This window comes from Tolypothrix bouteillei VB521301, from assembly GCF_000760695.4.
GTDB classification, from domain to species: Bacteria; Cyanobacteriota; Cyanobacteriia; order Cyanobacteriales; family Nostocaceae; genus Scytonema; species Scytonema bouteillei_A.
The window spans coordinates 5,834,338-5,856,181 of sequence record NZ_JHEG04000001.1 but is presented as its reverse complement, the minus strand read 5'-3'; the positions used below and the strand labels follow the sequence as shown (position 1 = coordinate 5,856,181).

The 21,844-nt window shown below is 42.9% G+C and carries 16 protein-coding genes and 1 CRISPR repeat array; of the genes, 10 read left to right on the top strand and 6 right to left on the bottom strand.

Translation table 11 applies throughout. The features are described from left to right. Nucleotides 1–122 precede the first annotated feature (122 nt). The 4 genes from HC643_RS23570 to HC643_RS23550 all read right to left on the bottom strand — a co-directional run bounded on the left by HC643_RS23570 (nt 123) and on the right by HC643_RS23550 (nt 3,338). Entirely contained in the window at nt 123–371 is a 249-nt protein-coding gene (locus HC643_RS23570) for a peptidoglycan-binding domain-containing protein (RefSeq protein WP_038078334.1), read from the bottom strand. A gap of 499 nt (nt 372–870) precedes the next feature. Beyond that, the gene (locus HC643_RS23560) at nt 871–2,010 is read right to left on the bottom strand and encodes an LLM class flavin-dependent oxidoreductase (RefSeq protein ID WP_050045237.1); all 1,140 of its coding nucleotides are present in this window, start codon (nt 2,008–2,010) and stop codon (nt 871–873) included. 489 nt (nt 2,011–2,499) lie between these two features. After that, nucleotides 2,500–2,820, bottom strand: a complete 321-nt coding sequence (locus HC643_RS23555) for a hypothetical protein (protein ID WP_038078331.1) — start codon at nt 2,818–2,820, stop codon at nt 2,500–2,502. A gap of 119 nt (nt 2,821–2,939) precedes the next feature. Continuing rightward, on the bottom strand, nt 2,940–3,338 hold the full coding sequence (locus HC643_RS23550) for a hypothetical protein (protein WP_038078328.1): 399 nt from the start codon (nt 3,336–3,338) through the stop codon (nt 2,940–2,942). Nucleotides 3,339–4,019: 681 nt separating this feature from the next. On the opposite strand from HC643_RS23550, the gene HC643_RS23545 reads away from it, so the two are divergent. After that, nucleotides 4,020–4,883: a GNAT family N-acetyltransferase gene (locus tag HC643_RS23545; protein ID WP_038078326.1), complete on the top strand. Its 864-nt coding sequence runs from the start codon at nt 4,020–4,022 to the stop codon at nt 4,881–4,883. 9 nt (nt 4,884–4,892) lie between these two features. Here HC643_RS23545 and HC643_RS23540 read toward each other — a convergent pair whose 3' ends face one another. Beyond that, nucleotides 4,893–5,102, bottom strand: a complete 210-nt coding sequence (locus tag HC643_RS23540) for a hypothetical protein (protein WP_137986114.1) — start codon at nt 5,100–5,102, stop codon at nt 4,893–4,895. Nucleotides 5,103–5,139: 37 nt separating this feature from the next. On the opposite strand from HC643_RS23540, the gene HC643_RS23535 reads away from it, so the two are divergent. The 8 genes from HC643_RS23535 (at nt 5,140) to HC643_RS23500 (ending at nt 15,108) form a co-directional block, all read left to right on the top strand. Then, a complete protein-coding gene (locus tag HC643_RS23535; RefSeq protein WP_038078324.1) occupies nt 5,140–6,072 on the top strand; it encodes a hypothetical protein in 933 nt (310 codons plus the stop codon). Between the two features lie 322 nt (nt 6,073–6,394). Next, entirely contained in the window at nt 6,395–7,438 is a 1,044-nt protein-coding gene (gene dinB / locus HC643_RS23530) for a DNA polymerase IV (protein ID WP_237265933.1), read from the top strand. A 114-nt stretch (nt 7,439–7,552) separates the two neighbouring features. Then, nucleotides 7,553–8,104, top strand: coding sequence for a pentapeptide repeat-containing protein (locus tag HC643_RS23525; protein ID WP_082051600.1), 552 nt, complete (start codon nt 7,553–7,555; stop codon nt 8,102–8,104). A gap of 323 nt (nt 8,105–8,427) precedes the next feature. Further along, nucleotides 8,428–10,519: direct repeats of the CRISPR family, unit length 37 nt; unit sequence CTTGAAACTTAGCGATTCCCGGAAACGGGATTGAAAC. Nucleotides 10,520–11,070: 551 nt separating this feature from the next. After that, nucleotides 11,071–11,415, top strand: a complete 345-nt coding sequence (locus HC643_RS40885) for a hypothetical protein (protein ID WP_038080333.1) — start codon at nt 11,071–11,073, stop codon at nt 11,413–11,415. Then, complete coding sequence (locus tag HC643_RS23515; RefSeq protein WP_167844740.1) at nt 11,367–11,771, top strand: hypothetical protein; 405 nt, start codon at nt 11,367–11,369, stop codon at nt 11,769–11,771. Before HC643_RS40885 ends, HC643_RS23515 begins: the two co-directional genes overlap by 49 nt. Further along, the gene (locus HC643_RS23510) at nt 11,761–12,972 is read left to right on the top strand and encodes a TniQ family protein (protein WP_050045238.1); all 1,212 of its coding nucleotides are present in this window, start codon (nt 11,761–11,763) and stop codon (nt 12,970–12,972) included. Before HC643_RS23515 ends, HC643_RS23510 begins: the two co-directional genes overlap by 11 nt. A 300-nt stretch (nt 12,973–13,272) precedes the next feature. Continuing rightward, nucleotides 13,273–14,313 carry a tyrosine-type recombinase/integrase gene (locus HC643_RS23505; protein ID WP_063779451.1) on the top strand — a complete coding sequence of 347 codons (1,041 nt, stop codon included), beginning with the start codon at nt 13,273–13,275 and terminating at the stop codon, nt 14,311–14,313. Between the two features lie 324 nt (nt 14,314–14,637). Continuing rightward, nucleotides 14,638–15,108 (top strand): hypothetical protein, encoded by a 471-nt coding sequence (locus tag HC643_RS23500; RefSeq protein ID WP_038080336.1) that lies wholly within the window; start codon nt 14,638–14,640, stop codon nt 15,106–15,108. Nucleotides 15,109–15,647: 539 nt separating this feature from the next. On the opposite strand, the gene mgtE is transcribed toward HC643_RS23500, so the two are convergent. Beyond that, entirely contained in the window at nt 15,648–16,994 is a 1,347-nt protein-coding gene (mgtE, locus tag HC643_RS23495) for a magnesium transporter (RefSeq protein ID WP_038080338.1), read from the bottom strand. Between the two features lie 573 nt (nt 16,995–17,567). Here mgtE and HC643_RS23490 point away from each other — a divergent pair. Beyond that, on the top strand, nt 17,568–21,824 hold the full coding sequence (locus HC643_RS23490; protein ID WP_050045239.1) for a DEAD/DEAH box helicase: 4,257 nt from the start codon (nt 17,568–17,570) through the stop codon (nt 21,822–21,824). Nucleotides 21,825–21,844: the final 20 nt, after the last annotated feature.

Below are 21,844 nucleotides of genomic sequence, written 5' to 3'. Positions count from 1 at the left end.
AAATACAAGAAATCCGACTAGTTCTGTATAAAACTCAATAAATGTTAATTTAGTAGGGTGGAGCAGAGCCCACCTTACTATTGAGTAAGCGTTTTCAGCTATGATTAAAGCCATCTATGAAATTAACTGGCTCTTCTTGCCCTTGCTGCTTGTTCGTGTAAAACTTGCCAAGTTTGTGGTCCAACAATTCCATCTACAGTCAACTTGTTATTGCTTTGAAAATGTTTTACCGCAGTTTCTGTTTTTGTGCCAAAGTCACCATCAACTGTCAATGGTCCATATTTTAGAAGATTCAGGTCTTGTTGCAAATGCTTAACATCATCTCCTCGATCGCCAAGTTTCAATGTACGGTCTTGAGTATCTACTGGCATAACTTTCTCCTTTTTTGTTTGTGTTTGATGATTTCAGTATCGGAGAATATCAAAGGGAAATCATTGATAATTGCGGACAAAGACAATTGTGATTTTTGACCATTGGGTATTACACTTTTCGGCAATCGGTTAAATGGGCAATCCGCGCTATCGCCCGCCTAGGAGGATACTTAGAACATAGGAAAAACAGTGCCATTGGTATACAAGTTTTATGGAGAGGTTGGTTAGAGTTAGAAACTTGATGCCAAGGTTGGCTACTGCACCAAAATTTTAAATATAGCGTTCCAAATGATAAACACTACCCGATCCAATTAAAAAATAATTCGCGTGTAATGTTTGCGAACCGAATCAGAGTGTGTTATGTGTCTCAGTCGCAAAAGCTTTCTCCATTAGATATACAATCAGGCGCGAACATCTTGCGTCACGCGAAGCGGTTTAACGCCTGCGTCAGCCGCACCCGCTAACGGGCGTCGGCTGCACGCAATGGTTGGGCTATCCATCAGACTGAAAATGCCTTACCGTCAGTTTGACCTTTTGGTGTTGTCTCATGCGCGGCCCGCTCGATCCGGGGCCAGACCTCTTTCGCCATGAGCTCCATGGAGCGCTGGGCGAGCGCTGGATCGGTCCAGTCGTGGCCCGTGTAGAGCAGTGTGCCGAACGCGCCGACCTCGTTGCGGAATGCAAGAATCTGGTCAGCGACGCTCTGGGGGGTTCCCGCGATTACGAGACGCTCGATGCACCGTTTCGTAGAGAGATCGGAATCCGGCTGGTCGGGAAAGTCGCGCATGACGTCCAGCGCGCCGGCCTTCGCGAGCTTGGTCCTCATGACATGGAAATAGAAGTCGTGTGCGCCGCCCTCGCGATGCACGTAGCGATGTGCCGTGGCCTCGTCATCGGCCACGAAAACGCTGCGTGCCACGCGCCACCCGGAAGCATCGGCACAGAGGCCCGCCGCTCGTCGGCCTTCCAGGTAGTTCTTAATGTGGGCCCGGACTACGTATGCACCCAGGTAGGTCGCCGAGATTCCGGACCAGCCGCGTGCTCCTGCGGCGTGCGGTCCCCGAGCGTCCGGTCGGATCGAGGTGATGGCGATGGGCGGATGGGGCTCTTGCAGCGGTCGGACAGCGACACCCACTCCGATGTTTCGATCGAGCGATCGCTCCGTGGTGGTCCGGTAGAACTTGCCTTCGATCCGGTACGGCGGCTCTTCGCTCCAGATCCGGCACATGTGCTCGAGCGCCTCCTGGGTCTTGCGATTTCGATCCGAGCCCAAATCTCCGATGGCTTCTGCGTCACCGGCAACGCCAGGTCCGACTCCCAGGATCAATCGACCCTGCACCAGGTGGTCCACCATCGCAACCTGCGCTGCCACCATCGCCGGGTGGTAGTTGGCGAGCGGAAGCACGCCGGTACCGAAGGCGATCGACGGGCACGCATCGGCGAGATTCGCAATGAAAGCGAGGCTCGAGGTGATCGTCTCGGCCGAGTCAACGAGATGCTCGCCGATGAAGGCCTCGCGGTAGCCAAGTCGGTCGGCGAGCACGACCGCTTCGCGATCCTCGCAAAGAACGTCCCCATAGGAACGGGACGGCGGGTGGACGGGCTGGATGAAGAATCCGAGCTTCAGGGAGTTCTGCATTGAGTCTTTATAGTCGTTTATTCGTTCCGTGCTGCCCAACTACTTCTTATACGGTAACTTGCCGTATAATTTTTTCAATCCTAATATATCACACTCAAACCACGAAACAGTGTGGCTTTTTCCACAGTCTAATTCTCAATAACTCTAATTTAATGAAAATAGGTAACGTAAAAGTTAGGGTTTGAGAAACCCTCAAAATAACCTTTTCCAGATGCCGTGAAAAGTCAGAGGCTTTCCTGCATATTCCACTCCACTGAATAAAATAAAAAACCCAACCTCTACGTAAGAGGCTGGGCACGTATTCCTGCCAATAGTGAACTAATTGCAATTAATAATTATGCGGAGATTTCTCCCAAGGTCAACTTTATCAAGAAGGCAGAAGTACGAGGGCAGATGGCAGAAGGTCCTGCAATTAAGTTACAGCTTCAATCTCTCTGCTTCCTGCCTTCTTGAAACTCCAAGACAGTCTAAATGCTGATGACTTTCGATTCATCTGTTTAAAGTAGAATGCGGCATATTCAGTTGTTCAACATTTACTAAAATATCTTGATAAATACCACGTAGATACTCTAGTAATTCTTGTTGATTTACTGGCTGAACTTCAACTTCTCTAATAAGAAACCCCAACATTTGTACTGGACCATTGTGAATTGAAGCAAATGTCTTTTCCATTAAATCCTGCTGAAGCTGGAGTTGTTGTGATAGAAAAAGTTTTTGATGCCAAAAATGCAAGCATAGATATAGAATGTACAGGATTATTCCCACTGTCACTAATACAATTAACCCTTGTACTATCAGGACTCTATCCATAATCCTTATTCCTTAATCCTATACTGGTAACAAGAACAGGTGCAGTCAACTTATATAGACCGCACCTACTTAAATCTGATGTTTTCCCTCAAGCAAATAGTTGAAATATCTCTATAATTTCATACCTTAGCCATCAGTTTATTTAAGATTGTACTTCCCTGTGGGTTAACAACTGTAAGACGAATATGTTTTTTGTCTGATGGTTGATAAGTAATAATATATTTGTAGTTATTATTTTTGAAAGTATAAGTGTAACTTTGGTTATTGCCAGACATTTCTGGATTTTTTAAAGTTAAATCACTTCCTTGCTTGATATTTTGACCTGAATAAGTATAAATACCAAATTGGTCTAAATTAAGCTTTACAACCCATTCTTGACTGCTATCTGTAAAAGCACCTGTCGGACGAACAAAATCTGTAGGCATCGCTACAGCACTTTGAGGATTTAAAACAATATCTGTAATTGCAGGTGCAGATAAACCAAGAATAGCAGCTAAACCAATAACTTTTATATTCATAATTCAATCTCCTTGTAAAATCATTTGTTTGCGTTCGATGATTTCAGTATCGGACAGGTTGAAAGGGAAATCATTGATAGTTGCAGACAATGCTTGTGGTGATTTTTGACCATTGGGTATTACACTTTTCGGCAATCATCTAATTATTTGCTTTTCAGCACAATGTCATTCAGGACGCTAAATCCAGTCATTAGAAGGTAAAAAACATCCTTGCAGTTTGAGATGATGCAGACGATATAAATATGCTGCACCTGTTATGATGTGGTGAGCAACATCAACAACTCGACGATCGCTGAGTGCTTCGAGTGCAGACTCTTTAACCCATCCGTTAACTTGTTGAACGAATGCGTTACAAGTTACATTTTAAGGGCAAATAGGTAAAGTCGCTGCGCTTGAGAACTAACAGCGCGGTACCTAAGACGTATGGAGATAAGATCGCAAAATGCTGTATCCTACTTTGGTTCAATCTAGAAAATCAGATTGCGTACTGCTTCTACTTTAAAATTGACAAATGGGCTTTTTGTAGTAAGTTACAGTTTGTAAACTAACACTTTCGTGTCACTATGTTTGATGATAACGAACAAGACTATTAGGATGACGACTTAGAAGAAGAACGAGAATATCCAAAAGAACTTCTCCCAGTTGTTCAAATTCAGGTAATTACCTAGAAAAAAAGACATTATGACTGCAAAATCGCCAACGAGCGCTGACAACTTCATTATTCGCCCGATGAACAGGTTTGAATTTGAGTTAGTAATTTCTTGGGCAGCAGATGAAGGTTGGAATCCTGGTATATATGATGCTGAATGTTTTTATCAGTGCGATCCCCACGGTTTTTTTCTGGCTGAATTGAACGGCGAGCCAATAGGGAGCATTTCTGCTGTAACTTACGGAAAAGACTTTGGCGTTATTGGTTTTTACATAGTTAAGCCACAGTTTCGCGGGCAGGGCTTTGGGCTCAAAATATGGAAGACTGCAATGGCATATCTGAGTACCGAGCGTAACATTAGTGTAGATGGAGTCATTGCCCAACAAGAAAACTACAAAAAATCGGGTTTCCAAATTGCTTACAACCATATTCGTTACAAGGCAATTGGCGGCGGTGCAGTACCAGATAACGTCGTAGAACTTGCAGCTGTGCCAATTGATGAGTTAGTTGCTTACGAGCGCAATTTTTTTCCCACCGAGCGAGTTCGCTTCCTGCAATTATGGATTCAGCAGCCAAACAGTGCTGCTTTAGGAGTGATGAGCGAAGGACATATTGTTGGTTATGGAGTCATCCGACAAAGCCATACTGGTTTTCGCATTGGACCTTTATTTGCAAACAACGGACAGATTGCCGAACAACTCTTACTTGCTTTACTTGCTAAGGCAACCGATGCTCCCGTGTTTTTGGATGTGCCGGATGCCAATCCAGAAGCGATCGCTCTAGCTCAACGTTACGGAATGAAGCCTGTCTCTGAAGTAGCTAGAATGTACACCAGAGAAATTCCTAAGTTGCCCATAAACCGTATATTTGCAGTAACAAGCCTGGAAGTTGGTTAGGTGCAAATCTTAGTTAGGGGTACGCGCGATCGCTTGCGACGTATTACCCATTCGATGTAGCTTTGGGAGGGAACTCCAAGTACTGAGGGGCGTCTTTGCCAATGCGATCGCTTTATCGGCTGCTTTGTAGCATCGCTTCGGCGCAAGCCTCCCCCGGCTTATCGCAAAAACGTCCTTTAGTCCAAACAAAGTTATAAGTACGGTTGAAGCTGGATGCATTTTTCCCTAAAATACGTGGTGAATTGATGTAACATTTATGAGTCATTCATCTTCCCGCATTCCTGATGATATGGCAGCTGAAGTTCTAGCGGAAGCTGCTCGATTATTTACTGAGGCAAACACTGGTTACTCACTTGCGGATTTAGAACAAGCGGGTTTAGAAGCACAAATTCCCGCACATATCATTAGACAAGCTATTAAAAACGTTGAAGAAAAACGGTCGCGTCGGCTCATCCTACAACGGCAACACCAAGAGTATATTACTCAACAAGTTAGAAAAGGTGTTTCTTTTGGAATTGCACTACTGATTCCCGCGATCGCGGTATCGGGTATTTTTATCTTTCGCTCTCAGTTAAAGCCAGTTATATCTGGAGTTATATCTAGCTTCAACAATCTTCGTCAAAAGAAAGCGATCCCATTTCAAACTCTCACAGTTAAACAAGGCAAGTTAGAGTACCTTACTGACCCGAAGGGACTTTCAATCTCCGTCAGTGATGTCTCTAGTTCATCTGTAGGGGGTACTATTGGCACAGATGATTATAAAAATCTTGACATTTTTACAGAAAGTGATTGTAATATTCGTGCTATCCAATCTGAGTCTGATGAGAAAGAAATCTGTCAAATAGGAAAATTAGGAAAGTCTTACGACTATCAGGGGATTTATAATTACCGGATCAAAATCGTTGAAGTAACATACGATAGTGCTACATTTCAGATTGAGCAACTCGGACAGCAGCCCCAGAGTGCAGTCAAACGGCTTGAGGAAAACGCAGTCAGACCGCTCACCGAAAAAGTTAAGCAATTTCGACAAGAGCGAGAAAAACTGACAAGTCAATTGGAAGAGCTTCAGAAAGAGAGGAATAGTCTAAAGCATCTACTTCAATCACAAAACAATGAAGTTAAACGATTAGAGAAAGAAAATAGAGAATATAGAGTAAAGTGTATTAAAGCTAACTGTCCGGAACAGTAACAACCATCTCCCGGAGCGATCGCATTCGCATGAACGAGCGTCGCACCTATCGTGGTATGAGTTGTTCAGTATTCTGCTGAGTTAAAAACTCATAAGCTATGAAAAACAAAGCCGCAAGATTGAGAACTTGGCTTTTCTCACTGCCTTTACTAATTTCAGCGTACAGTGCGTCCCCATTGCTTTACTAAGTTTAATAGTACGAACAGAATTATCTTCATAATTATTATCTCGTTTCTAGTGCAAAAGTACTATATGATTGATACTATGGGATTTGTTTTCTCCATTGATGGGCGCTCGTATAAGAAAAATTATCCACGTAGACATGGACGCTTTTTATGCCTCGGTTGAGCAACGGGACAATCCCGATTACCGAGGCAAACCGTTAGTCGTGGGTGGGTCTCCCAAGGAGCGCGGGGTGGTAGCAGCAGCTAGTTACGAAGCAAGAAAATACGGGATTCATTCTGCTATGCCTTCACGAGTTGCAATCTCCAAATGTCCCCACCTGATATTTGTCCGTCCCCGGTTTGAGGTTTACCGTGCTGTATCAGAGCAAATCCACAGCATCTTCGAGCATTACACTGACTTATTTGAGCCCGTTGCTTTGGATGAAGCTTACTTGGACGTAACTCAAAACAAGCAAAACCTTTCTTATGCTTCCACCATTGCCAGACACATCAAAGCTGCCATTTTAGAAGAAACTGGATTAACTGCAACTGCGGGTGTATCCTTCAACAAGTTCCTAGCAAAAATGGCATCGGGACTGAACAAACCAAACGGGCTTTGGGTCATCTTGCCAGAACAAGCCGAAGCTTTTGTCCAACAGTTACCAATTGAGAAGTTTCACGGGATTGGAGAGGTGACGGCGGCTAAAATGCACGAGTTGGGAATTCGTACTGGTGCCGATCTCAGTCGGAAATCGCTGTCTGAACTAACCCAACACTTTGGCAAAGTAGGACAGCACTATTACAAAATTGCCAGGGGTCAAGATGACCGCGCCGTAGAACCCAACCGCATCCGTAAATCCATTGGTGCGGAGACATCCTTCGCTGAAGATTTACACGAACGCGCCTCAATGCTGGTGGAATTGGAACAAATTGCCCAAATCCTTTACGAACGCACAAACAAACATCAAGCTTCCGGACGGACTTTAACCCTAAAAGTGAAGTTTTCAGACTACCAGCTTTTGACCCGCAGCAAAACATTAATGAGTCCGATCGGTGAGTTGGATCGGATTGCAGCTGTTGCCAGGGAACTCTTTGAAGCCATTGACATGGAGGAACGCGGTGTGAGGTTGTTGGGCATTTCGCTGTCCAATCTCGATAATGTTAAGTCAGCCAAACGGATTCAGTTATCCCTATTTGAATGAAGCCTTTATGGGAGTCAATTTCCGATCGCGCTCGATTGCAAGTAGCGAAACTCAGTAAAAATTAAGGATTTTCCATGAACATTTTGATTCCTTTCTTAGATTATCTTGGAACAGATGTCAAGGATAAAAGGATTTGGAATGCCAAAAGTTATGAGTGCCGAACAACTATTAGAGCAGTACAGCCAAGGAGAACGTAACTTTGAAAGGTCTGAACTCAACGGTGCTAATTTAAGTGGAGTTGTGTTGCGAGGGATTAATTTGAGTAGAGCCAGTTTGAGAAAAGCCGACCTGACTGGGACAGATATAAGCGAAGCACTTTTGTTTCAGACTGATTTCAGTACAGCAATTCTTAATAAAGCTCAATTGAGTCAGGCAAATCTAACGGGTGCCAATCTCAATCGTTCGTTCATGACGGGTGCTGTTCTCAAAAAAACTATATTGTTAAGAACCACTTTATGTGGAGCTATGCTTATAAGAACTAGTTTGTTAGAAACTCGATTGCGAGAAGCCGACTTCAGCTATGCCAATTTAAGCGGTGCTGACTTGTCTGGAGCAGTCGTTGCTCTTGCAAACTTTACCGGAGCAAAATACAGCCTTAGTACAATTTTTGCCGAAGATTTTGACCCCATTCAAGCAGGTATGCAATTAATTCATATACCATCTTAGGCTACCAACCTCCTTGCAGCAGGCAATTATAGGCGTTGGCGATCGCTACAATTAACATGAAGATATCTAACCGATCTCTGGACGCCCAGAAGCAGTCCATTTATAATGTTACTAGATTGATGTTTGGCAAACCGAAGCGGGAGCTAAAACCTAGGGGGTTCTGCCAAAATCGCCAGAACCTAGACAAGTTAATAGTTGTAGCATTTTGAGATTTGGAACTATTGATATTTTATGTCAATAAAGCAGTCTGAAATGAGGTTATTTTTTCGATCTGCCAAAACGTCTGGTAGAATTCATGCTCTGTAAGGGTTTCAGATGGCGGACTTGAAACTTAGCGATTCCCGGAAACGGGATTGAAACAAGATGAAACCGTACCTACTAATCTTTGTGCTTTTAGTGCTTGAAACTTAGCGATTCCCGGAAACGGGATTGAAACTTCCATTTAGTAGGAGTTGACTGAACAATGCCAGCTTGAAACTTAGCGATTCCCGGAAACGGGATTGAAACTTGTTTTTTTGCTACGTAAATTACCAAACTACAAACTTGAAACTTAGCGATTCCCGGAAACGGGATTGAAACGTATCCCTAAAGACAGCTACGTTACAGGTAAAAACTCCTTGAAACTTAGCGATTCCCGGAAACGGGATTGAAACTGTCCACACAGGAGGTCGGCTAAAATTGGTCAACTTGAAACTTAGCGATTCCCGGAAACGGGATTGAAACTAGCTAATTCGGATTTAAACTCGTCGTAATAGCCCTCTTGAAACTTAGCGATTCCCGGAAACGGGATTGAAACTGCCGCTCTCTTGTTCGGATCTTTGATGTCCTCTGGGCTTGAAACTTAGCGATTCCCGGAAACGGGATTGAAACATTGTGGTGCATATATTCACAAATGCTACGCCACAAACTTGAAACTTAGCGATTCCCGGAAACGGGATTGAAACATAGTTTGCAGTGTTCCGATTCTTAAGTGCTGGCTGCTTGCTTGAAACTTAGCGATTCCCGGAAACGGGATTGAAACGTACGAGTAACACCCACGGCAATCCGAGCGCCTCACACTTGAAACTTAGCGATTCCCGGAAACGGGATTGAAACGCGGACATTCCCATGATAAAAGCGCCCTTAGCAAGGTAGCTTGAAACTTAGCGATTCCCGGAAACGGGATTGAAACAATTTTTCATTCCATAGCTCATGAGGTCTTGCCCACTTGAAACTTAGCGATTCCCGGAAACGGGATTGAAACTTGATTAATTTATTATTCTCTTCCCAATCTTCTATACTTGAAACTTAGCGATTCCCGGAAACGGGATTGAAACTTTTGTTAAGTAGGTTTATTACAATACAACATCATCTTGAAACTTAGCGATTCCCGGAAACGGGATTGAAACATTAATTGAATTTTAAGATTGAATTGCGACAAAAATCTTGAAACTTAGCGATTCCCGGAAACGGGATTGAAACACTCAATACCAAGCTCCTCAGTCGTGCTCTGCCACGCTTGAAACTTAGCGATTCCCGGAAACGGGATTGAAACCGCAATTTTGGTTTAAATTGGACAACTTCACCTACTTCTTGAAACTTAGCGATTCCCGGAAACGGGATTGAAACAAATTTTTCCTCAGCGCGATCGCGGGGGGGGATTCAAACTTGAAACTTAGCGATTCCCGGAAACGGGATTGAAACAATAACAGCGATCGCGCTATGTGACTGCTATGTGACCGACTTGAAACTTAGCGATTCCCGGAAACGGGATTGAAACGTCAAACTCAAGCACATAGAGAAAGTCATGCACACTTGAAACTTAGCGATTCCCGGAAACGGGATTGAAACACGAACGTCTTGTTTGATCAGCTTCATAAAGTCGCGGCTTGAAACTTAGCGATTCCCGGAAACGGGATTGAAACATAAAGAATTTATTGTCTTTCGGACACCTATTAGCCTTGAAACTTAGCGATTCCCGGAAACGGGATTGAAACCTTAAAATATGAATTCCTAATACTAGGCTAACATTGATCTTGAAACTTAGCGATTCCCGGAAACGGGATTGAAACCTTGAACTTGTGAATGCCTAAAATACACCATCCACCTTGAAACTTAGCGATTCCCGGAAACGGGATTGAAACCAAGCATCTTTAGGAGTAGCGAACATTTTAATAAAACTTGAAACTTAGCGATTCCCGGAAACGGGATTGAAACTTGAAGTTGAAATTACTAAAGAATTTGAATAATTAACTTGAAACTTAGCGATTCCCGGAAACGGGATTGAAACTTAATAAGTTTAACAATATCTAATGCTGAGTGATTCTTGAAACTTAGCGATTCCCGGAAACGGGATTGAAACGTTGCCCTGGCTCATTAATCTTATGTGTTCTGGCTAACTTGAAACTTAGCGATTCCCGGAAACGGGATTGAAACGATTGATTACACGATGAACCGTGTCACTTTACCCAGGAGATGGCAGTAAAGTGGAAGCAGTTGATGGCAGTAAAAAAGCTTGAAATGGTAATGATGGCGTTGAGCCTTCTTAGGCGACTATGACAATCACGGAAGCAGTGGATGGCAGTAAGTATAAGAATGGAAGCAGCAAAATGGCAGTAAGTATGTAATCAAATGACAAACAGCTAAAAGCGTTGCATAGCAATGGTTTTAAAGTTTAACATCATTGAGTATTGAGGCGATTCTAGTTGGGAGCATCCGAAAGACGGAAGCGTTGATGACAGATAAATGAGTACATAGTGGGCGGTTGTACTAAAATCGTGTAGTACAAAAGCTGTAAGAATTATGGGATTTCTGGAGAAAAAGGTATGAATTAATACTCCAGACAAAAAAGCTAGATAATAGTCACCGCAAGGGTTTGATTGATGATAAGCCCAATTTTTTTTGAAGCAGTTGGTGGCAGCAAGTAGAAGAAAATTAATAGTTCTTAAATTTTCTAGGAAAAAGATTCGATTGAATAGAAGTATGCAATGAAGGAAAAATTGCGTACCGAGGTAGAAATGCTGACAGAATCAGAGTTTAATGAGTGGTCGGCATCAGTGGAGTTGTCACCACAACAATATACAATGATTCAAACGATACGTAGTTCTCCACCGTCAAGACGGGTCAGGGGAAAGGTGGGAAATGTTGTCGGGCGATACCCAAGTAAAAAAATGGGTGTGGTGATTCAGTTTGAGAGCCATCGCAACGAATTGGCATTGATATATGAGATGGAATATGACCCGGATGTATTGGAATATTACGACCAACCCCTGAAACTCCTGATTTGGAAAAACGCTGGGATTACTTTTATGAGCGGAGTATTGGGTGTGTAGGAATAGTTAAAGATTGGCTGACACAGTCCCTAAGAAAAGCTTTATCTGAGTCATCAAAATCTTTAAATGAAAACCACTTACAAACTTATGCACCTGCTGTCTCTAAATCTGTACGAATGTTAACGGAAGCAATTGAGGGTGAGAATATTTTATTGTCTGGAGAGAATCAAGTAGAAAAACTTCGTTCGTCTTTAGGCTTAATAGTTAGTTCTAGCCAAAATCCCAATATTCATGCTCAACCAAGCCACAATAATTTACCCACAAGTCCAGAAGTAAAAATTCAGAAAAAGAAACGTCGTCCTGGTGAACGCAATGCCAACAGGGATATTGTTGGAGGAGGTGAAAATGCTCTTTAATCAATTAAATTTACAATCGCCGGAGTCTATCCAGCAATTAAATCTACCGCAGCGTAGTCATTTATATCCGTTACAACCATTATTATTAGGCACACCACTAACTGAAAGTTTTACCAGCTACATCACACGTTTAGCTGCTGTTCATCAAGTTCCTACAGGAATCTTACTGGCTCAGGAATTAGCTCCTCTCATTAGCCGTTATCCCGGACCGAATCTAGATAGTTTATCCAATATATTTTTCCACATCTTTTTTAATCAGACAGGTGCATGGAACGGGACTGGAACTATGGCACTTGAACCTGTATTAATCTTACAGAAACTGACTCAACAACCCCATTTAAAATATTTAACATTAATCTACTGGTCACAAGTTTTATCGACTAGAAATTTATTACGTAAATATAAAGCTTGGTGTCCATTATGTTACTCAGAATCTAGCCAGAAAGGACTACCAGTATATGAACCATTAATTTGGTGTGTATCCGCACTGAAAATTTGTCCGCTCCATAAATATCCTTTGATGAATTATTGTCCAAATTGCGGTCACAATATTTATCTACTAGCTTGGAACACTAAAAATGGATTTTGTTGTAGATGCCATTCCTGGTTAGGTATAAGTTGTTCAACGATTGAATCGCACCTTTTGAGGTGCCAAGATATAGAATGGCAAAACTTTATTGCACAACAGCTTGGTTTATTAATCGCTCAAGCTCCCTATTTAATTGAACTACCTTTGCGAGAATATGTAGCTCTTGCTATAGATAAGTGTATTCAAGTAGCAACTGGAGGCAATGCTAAAGCTTTTGCAGAACAAATGTATTTAAGTTCTACTGTCCCAAGAGATTGGCGTGTTGGTAACGCATTACCCCAACTCGATAAACTCTTACGTGTATGCTACCGACTATCTATCTCTTTAATTGATATCTATTTAGGGAAACTAGATCTGGATAATCCTATAGTTTTTCAAGAATTACCATTATCCGAACAATACTTTAAAACTAATCGTCCATTTGATGCTCCCAAGGCCCGAGAATTTTTAGAGCAGCATCACGAATCAAACCCACCCCAATCTTTAAAGCAGGTTGCATTTCAACTTGGCTATGACTCGAAAGATTTGTACAGATATTTTCCTGATTTGTGCTCCCAAATCTCCGCACGTTACAAATTACACAATAAAATCTTTGGAAAACATCGTGTATAATATTTACTATCTTCCCTGTTTTTCTACTTTGCTTTCAAAATGGAAGCACATCATGGCAGTGCCCTTGTGGAAGCACATCGTGGCAGTTACTGCCATCAAGTGGTTCAAGTTACATAAAGGAACTGTTAACTTGAAACTTAACGATTCCCGGAAACGGGATTGAAACTTGTTGCTCGCTTCAAAACTTGAAAAGGGGGATGAGCAAATACACGGTTTCTCAACGAGAAGATTGCAATTATGCTTTTTTGTATACTTCAAAGCGCCATCCCTCTTGAACGATAAATTCTCGTTATTTCCTTTATGAACGAAATTGTCAAAATAGATGTTATAGATGCTGAAATCTTTTCTGGGGAAGAAATTCAGATGCTTGGAGATTATTACTTCCCTGGGAGAGCTAGAGTTCAAACTACAGAACAGTTAGTGGAATTGTGGATAAATTCTGCCAACATTAAAAGCGCTCAAACCAAAAGGGTGTACTGTCAGATCGCTCTGGATTTGTGCAGTTGGATGCGCGATCGCTACTCAATTAGCGATCTGCGTTTCTGTACCCTGGCACATTTGCAGTCTTATGTGGTTTGGCTTAAGGAGGAAAAGCCAGTACGAGGGCAGAAAGATCGGAAAGGGTTGAGTCAGAATGCATCTGCTAAATATGTTGCTGCTATCAGGTCGCTCTGGTCTTTTGGGACGAAAGAAAGTATTGGCTATTTTCCATGCAATGCAGCAGCCGAACTTGCTATGGAGTGGGAAGAAACTTTATCCCAGAGAATCTTGAGTGAACAACAAATTTGGGAATTAGAGGAAGCAGCAGGTATTTTGAGCGATCGCCATCTGCTATTATTTCAGTTGATTTACTATTCCGGTTGTCAGGTGGGGGAGATTGGGGAAACAGAAGCAACAGCGGGAAAAAAAGCAGAGTCCAAACCGGGGTTGCGATGGAAGCAAATCAGAGAGGATGGGGATTGCATTATTGTAACGGTGACGGGGAAAGGGAGTAAGACGCGCTCTATGAGACTTGACCCCGAAACTAGTGCAGCACTTTTGGCAGTCAAGGGTGATGCTTCACCTGACGATCCAGTTTTCCCAAGCTGTTCAAATCGTAGGAAGGGGAGAGCACTGACCGATAGAGGTATCAGGGCATTGATGGCAGAGGTGTGCGAAAAAGCAGGGATTAAGTTTTCACCAAATTGGCTCAGACACGCCCATGCAACTCATGCTCTTAAAAGAGGTGCGCCAACTATTTGCGTGCAGAAGCAACTCGGACACTCCAGTTTGGCTGTTACGGGTAAATACGTCCATGTAAATCCCGAACGAGGAACTGGGGAATATTTGAGGAATCGGTAGGGGAAGTATAAAGGTTCAGTTTTGTTACGTACTGCTTTGAGTAATGCTCCGTGAGTCCAGCATATATCCCTTTTTACAGCCCCAACCAGAACAACTCGTCCATCAGTAATCAAATCACGTAACTGATTCACTGTAATTATAGATCGGCTGTTTCTAATAAATTAATGTGTTCCAGTGAACTAAAAAGTAGCAACTAATATACTGTGCATTTCCTCAACTTCATTCATAATGGGAGTAAAAAGATTTTTTCAATTAAATAATACGGTCAATTTATGTCCGTCAAATTCAGACCATTATTAAATTCAATATGAGGTATGCTTGTATATGTCTCTGGAGATATTTATAGATTATAAAATTGCTAACGAGCCACAATGGCATACAGTTGAGATGTCACCAGAAGAATACTTCGATCTAAATTTATTAGATGAAGATGAAGAACTAGTTTGGAATAGTGTTCCAGAATACAACCATGCAATTGAATACTTAGATGTTGAACCATCTTTGGTGTCTCATACAAGACTTAGAATCAAAGACAGCACAATCCAAAAATTTTTAACAATTACCACAACATTTTGGCATCACGGTCAGAACTTTATTATTGAGCGTAGCGATAAGGAATCTGGAGAACCTGAGATCGTTATTATCAATACTAAATTACAAGAAGCTCCTACTGTATGGGAAATTATGAAATTTCATAAAAAAAATGATTTAACTGAGCTTGAGTTTCACACTTTTATAAGGGATAACGAAGATGGTTCTCAAACAGAGAAAAAAATTTTTCCTGACGAGGTTTGATTACTTTCAAAACAAATTCTTTTTAATCTCTTTTTTTGTAAATTCAAGCATTCAACAGCTTGCTGCTTCCTTAAAGTGCCAGTTTAGTATAAGTGTTTGATGTCAATTAGTTGCGATTACTCAGCTATCGATGGAGTTGGATTCGGAATGTTGGTCAATCTTCAGAGTCATAACTCGTATTATGTTACATCGTCTTGTTGTCTAAAGATTTACTTTATAAATGGTCTCTAAGAGGATGTTTGAAAAGTGATTTGCTGTGTTTTTAAGTACCTATCGATCCCCCTGAACCCCTTAAAAAGCCTCTTAAAGTCCCCCTTTTTAAGGGGGATTTAGGGGGATCTGAATATTTTGCTACCAACAAGAGGACTTTTAAAACATCCTCTAAGGAACAATCGTCACCGAACAGCTTCTACCACTGATAGTAAAATATGGAAAACCCAAAACCCAAACGCTACTCAGCAACATGAAATTGTGAGATTGGAGGGGCAATTGGAGCAAATCGCCCGTCCACAATTTTATCCAAGAATGCGAGCGCTATCTTAACGAACAATCTTCAAAGCCACCGAAATCAGCGTTAGGAAAGTGAGAAATCCGACTGCATCTAATAACGTTGTTAACAACGGTCCGCTAATCAATGCCGGGTCTAATTTTAATCTTTTAAGACCCATTGGTAGCACTGTACCCATACTAGCTGCGACAAATACGTTCACAGCCATCACCACCGCAGCAACAAGTGCTACCCATCTCTCTTGCGGTGGTGACCAAATTAAGGACAGTATACCCAAGGATAATCCCAGCCCTACAGATGTCCCCAATCCTGCGAGAATTTCCTTACGAAGAATTTTAAAAGTGTCTTTTGGTGTCACTTCTCCTACTCCCAATCCCCGTACTGTTACGGATAGAGCTTGAATGGCGACGTTACCACTGGTATTGGATAGAATTGGCATGATGACAGCTAAAACTGGGACTACGGAAATGACTTGTTGAAATGGCGCGATCGCACTTGCTGCTCCTACATACAAGCCAATATTAGCCAATAGCCAGGGAAAACGCTTGCTGAGAGTGACATGGGGCGGCGAGAGGGCGGCTTCATCACCACCACTCACACCTGCTAGTTTCTGAATATCTTCTGTGGCTTCTTCTTCTAAAATGTCTACTACGTCATCAATAGTAACGATCCCCACAAGTTTGTCTTCGCGATCCACAACAGGAAGTGCTATCAAGTCGTAGCGCTTCATCAACTGAGCGACTTCTTCTTGGGGAGTTTCCGTTTTGACTTTGACAACGCGATCGCTAGCCACATCTCTGACGTGAGCATCAGGAATGGTAAATAATAGCTGGCGCAGGGAAATTACCCGCACGAGCTTGCGGTTTTCGTCTGTGACGTAGGCGTAGTAGATGGTTTCTTTATCTTCATCGTAACGACGAATTTTGTTTAAAGCTTCCCCCACTGTTAAACCTTGCTGTAAGCGGACATATTTAGTTGTCATGACACGCCCGGCTGTTCCTTCAGGGTAGCCGAGAATTGTTGCTGTCACTTGCCTTTCTTCAGAGCTAAGTTGTTGCAACAAGCGCTTGACAACTTTTGCAGGTAACTCATCAAACAACTCTACGCGATCGTCTGGACTCATTGCTTCTACAATTTGACAGACTTGCGTGTCGTGAAGTGCTTCAATCAGTTCTTCTTGAATTTCAGAGGGTAAGTATTCAAAAACTGCGATCGCTTGGTCTTTGTTTAGCAAGCGGAATGCGATCGCTCTTTTTTCTGTGGGCTGTTCGACAATGTAGTCGCCTACATCAACAGCTGGTAAACGATTGAGTTCAACTTTGAGCTGGTTTAAGTCAGCAATGCTTGACAGTTCAGCACGTCCTTCCCAGGTGAGCATAATAACCTCCTAATGTCTCCCACTTGCTGGGAGACAAACTCACCGAGCAAGAGGGAGATGACTACTGTGACTACTAGGCGAACTTGTGTCCATTGAATCTAAACAAATCGACGATGGTACTCTAGAGGAGCCCTGCGTACTGTTGGTGACTTTTTCAAGGTATTTTATACTACATCAAATCAAAATGATTGACAAGGCTCTCTAGTTAGAGCCCTTACTTTTTAGAGGATGGGATTGGCTCCTAGCAGGTCTGCGCCCTCACGAGCGATCCGGTGGCTCCGCTTGGGAATAATGCCTGTTGTGGACTGAGATTCCGCCTTTCCCCATTTGCCTTGCAGAGTTCATTCCCAGCCTTTAGCTAAAAACGAGAGAGTACTGATGTCCGTTGACTGAGTGTACCCTTAGAGACTTCGGGGAGCGTGAGGTGATGAAACTTTTTGAACTGCAAAGGTCGCAGAGGTAAGAGAAAGAGAGAATAGCTGTGAATAAAGATTAAGTTAGTTTTTGCAGGCATTTAGTTTATAATGTTGGATCTATTATCTACTTTTTTATAGAAAAAATACGTAAAACCTGATGAATACCACGAGCAATTCTGAGGCTGATAGCGATATGCTTCGCTCACAACTTGCTGAAGATTATCGTCAGCTATCAACGTTGGAACAAACTATTGTCCAATTGTTTTCGGTTATTTATGAGCCTATCAATAGAACCACGTTTCTGGAATGTTTGACATATATTGGCGCACGTAATGAGAAAGGTCATCTTTTTAATGCTTCAACTTTAAAGCCTTATATTAATAAATTGTTAGCAGCAGGGTTGTTGGTACAACCACTTGGACAAGGTCCTCAGTGCCATCCTTTGCTTGTGGAGATTGCGACTCGCGATTCAGTGAGAACAGGAAGGTTTGACACACTAGTTAAAGCCGTTCAGGAAAAACTACCTATTAAAACTCGATGGGAAGATGGACCTCGATATTTTAAAAGTCAGAGCCAATTAATCCGGGAAGTCCGCATTGGTCTTTACAACCACAGTTTCAATTTTATTCACAAGCAACTTGAGGATTATGGGAAATACAACACTCAAGATCGTATATCAATAGAAAATATCTTCACTCTCGTTTGTAATAATCCATTTGATGCAGATTGGTTTCGGACTCTGCCTGTAGAATTGTACAAGAGCGCTATATCTGTTATTTTATGGAATGCAACCTTGAAATGTTATCCAGTAGAAGAGGCGTTTGCATTGCTTGAAGAAGAATGCTCTACTCCTGACGGGCATTCTTCAGATGATTTGCAATTGATTTTAACGGAACAACTGCTTTTAAGAGGTCACCTACAAGAGGCTCAACAGAGTTTGGAGCGTATATCTGATGAGTCCGGACATTATGCGACTACCTTTTGGGGTTGGCTAACTTTCTTACGTGGCGAGCATGAAAAAGCTATTGAGTATTTTACAGCCGGTCTCAAAGCCTTCAAGAAAGATAGGGGACAAAGACAGGTATATTTCAGCACTACAAGCAGCTTGTTTTTTATCTTAGCTTTGTTGAAAGAGGGATCGCTCGAACGCCTTCGGGAAGCAGAAGAATATAGCAGTTTAATTTCACGCCAGTCCAACCATTGGTTGAGGTTAATTTATTCGAGACTGAAAATAGTACTGCAAGTTCAGCAGGGCGATATCGCACAAAAATCATTTGTTGTCGATGCTCGCGTTCCTTCTATAGAAGAGGGTAACAGCTTAGAAACTCTGTTGTGTTCCCTTTGTCTTTACTGGATGGATGGCGATCGAGCAAAAAAGCAACTTCCTAAGTTGTTAGAACATTTATATGAGCAAGCAGTGGCGTCCGGTTACGACTGGGTGGCGATGGAAGCAGCAGAACTGCTATCTCGGCTCAAACCACGCAGCACTTATGAAGCGAAAGCAGCGATCTTGCGTGAAGATAGCCAAGCAGAAAGTATTGTAGACCTGATTCGACCTCAAGAACCTTGGGAACTTAGCTTGAAAGCACTAGCTAATCTTCAGAAAGAACCGCAAACACCAGTTAAAACTTATACTGAACGGCGCTTGGCTTGGTTTATTACTTTCTATTCCAGCAAATGCGTGCTGCAGCCTCGCGAACAAAAGATCAATGCTAAGGGAACTTGGGGTGTGGGTCGTCCTATCGCTTTGAAGCGGTTGAGCGATAATCTGAGTGAGTTTGATTATATTACCCCTCAAGACCTAAGGGTCTGTGCTTATATTGAAACTTATTATGATGGATCTTATGGATATTACGGAAAAACTGAATACACTTTAAACGAAAAAGCAATTTTGGAGTTAGTAGGACATCCTTTTGTGTTTTGGGAAGATTCGCCAACAACTCGGGTAGAAATTGTGAAAGGAGAACCGGAATTGTTGGTGAAAAAAGGGAATCTTGATAAGTCGGGTAAGGCTTCCGCCAAGAGCGATCGCCTCATACTGGAATTTTTTCCCAAGCTTCCAGAAAGACAGGAAATCCTGGCTGTTAAAGAAACTCCAACTCGGATAAAAGTGATTGAAATCGGTGCGGGACACCGACGAATTGCAGAGATTTTAGGTAAGGAAAATCGGCTGGAAGTCCCTGTCCTAGCTAAAGATCGAGTCTTGGCTGCTCTCAATGCAGTATCTGGAATTGTCACCGTACATTCTGATATTGGGGGCGGGTTGGAAAATGCTCGAGAAGTTGCAGCACGAGCCACACCCCACGTTCATTTGTTACCCGCAGGAGAAGGGTTGAAAGTGGCTGTCATGGTTCGACCTTTTGATGGAGGTGGTCCCTATTACATCCCCGGTACGGGTGGTGAAACCGTGATTGCGGAGGTTGAAGGTACGCGCTTGCAAACCACACGCAATTTGAGTGAGGAGAAGCAACTTGCCAATGCTGCGATCGCAGCTTGTCCCACCTTAACCCGTCAAGAGGAACAAGATGGTGAATGGCTGGTAAAGGAACTCGAGGACTGTTTGGAACTGTTGCAGGAACTGCAAGCGTTGGGGGATAGCATAGTGCTGGAATGGCCAGAAGGAGAAAAATTCCGTATAGATCGCCGTGCTGACTTGAACGATTTTCAGTTAAAGATTCAACGCCAGGGAGATTGGTTTGCTGTGAGTGGAGAGTTGAAATTGGATGAGACTCTAGTATTTGATATGCAGCAACTGATGGAACTGTTAGAGCAAACACCCAGCCGTTTTGTTCCGTTAAAAAACGGTCAATTCCTTGCTTTAACCCAAGCATTTCGCAAACGCCTTGATGAATTGCGGGCGTTTACGGAAAAGAATGGTAAAGGTATGCGCTTTCACCCACTTGCAGCAATGGTTGTGGAAGATTTGGCGGAAGAAGTGGGGAATTTGCAAGCTGACAAACATTGGAAGGCGCATATCCAACGTCTTAAGGAGGCGCAGAACTTACAACCAAAACTGCCTTCTACATTACAAGCAGAACTGCGAGATTACCAACTTGAGGGATTTCAGTGGTTGGCGCGTTTGGCTCATTGGGGAGTTGGGGCGTGTTTAGCTGACCAAATGGGATTGGGGAAAACGGTGCAAGCATTAGCTGTCATCCTGACTCGCGCTCATGAAGGACCAACCCTCATTGTGGCTCCTACTTCAGTGTGTTTGAACTGGGTAAGTGAAACGCAGCGTTTTGCTCCAACCCTTAATATTATTCAATTTGGGAGTGGCAATCGCCAAAAAGTTTTGGAGCGGCTGCAACCATTTGACATATTGATTTGCAGCTACGGTTTGTTGCAACAAGAAGAAGTGGCTGAAATGCTGTCTGAGGTGCTGTGGCAAACTATTGTTCTGGATGAGGCTCAGTGTATCAAGAATATAGCAACCAAGCGTTCCCAATCTGCAATGAAACTTCAAGGTGGGTTTAAACTAATTACGACGGGAACTCCTATTGAAAACCATCTTGGGGAACTGTGGAATCTTTTCCGCTTTATCAATCCTGGGTTGCTTGGTTCGTTGGAAAGCTTTAACCAACGTTTTGCCATTCCCATTGAGAAGTTTCAGGACAAACAAGCACGTAATAGATTGAAAAAACTGATTCAACCGTTTCTGCTACGGCGCACGAAAAATCAGGTCTTGGAGGAGTTACCTTCTCGAACTGAAACTACCTTGCACGTGGATTTGAGCCGGGAGGAAATGGCATTGTATGAAGCGTTGCGTCGGGATGCGATCGCCAAACTAGCAGAGAGTGAAGTCGCAGGAGGTCAGAAACACCTACAAGTTCTAGCAGAAATTATGAAACTGCGTCGCGCCTGTTGCAATACACGTTTGGTAATGCCTGATGCACCACTTCCCAGCGCCAAGTTGCAAGTTTTTGGTGAGGTGGTGGAGGAGTTGCTGGAAAATCGCCATAAGGTTTTGGTGTTTAGTCAGTTTGTGGATCATTTGCAGATAATCCGCGAGTATTTAGACAATCAGCAGATCGAGTACCAGTATTTAGATGGGAGTACACCAGCATTAGAACGCAAAAAACGGGTGGATGCCTTTCAGTCTGGAGAAGGGGACATCTTCTTAATTAGTCTGAAAGCGGGAGGTACGGGGCTGAATCTCACAGCTGCTGACTATGTCATTCATATGGACCCTTGGTGGAACCCAGCAGTCGAAGACCAAGCCTCCGATCGCGCCCACCGCATCGGTCAGCAACGTCCGGTCACGATTTATCGCTTGGTAGCAAAAGATACTATAGAAGATAAGATTGTGAGTCTGCACCATCACAAGCGAGATTTGGCGGATAGTTTGTTAGAAGGTGCGGAGATGAGCAGCAAGATATCTACTGAGGAATTGCTACAGTTAATTCAGGAAAGGTGATTTTTGATGCTATGGGAGGT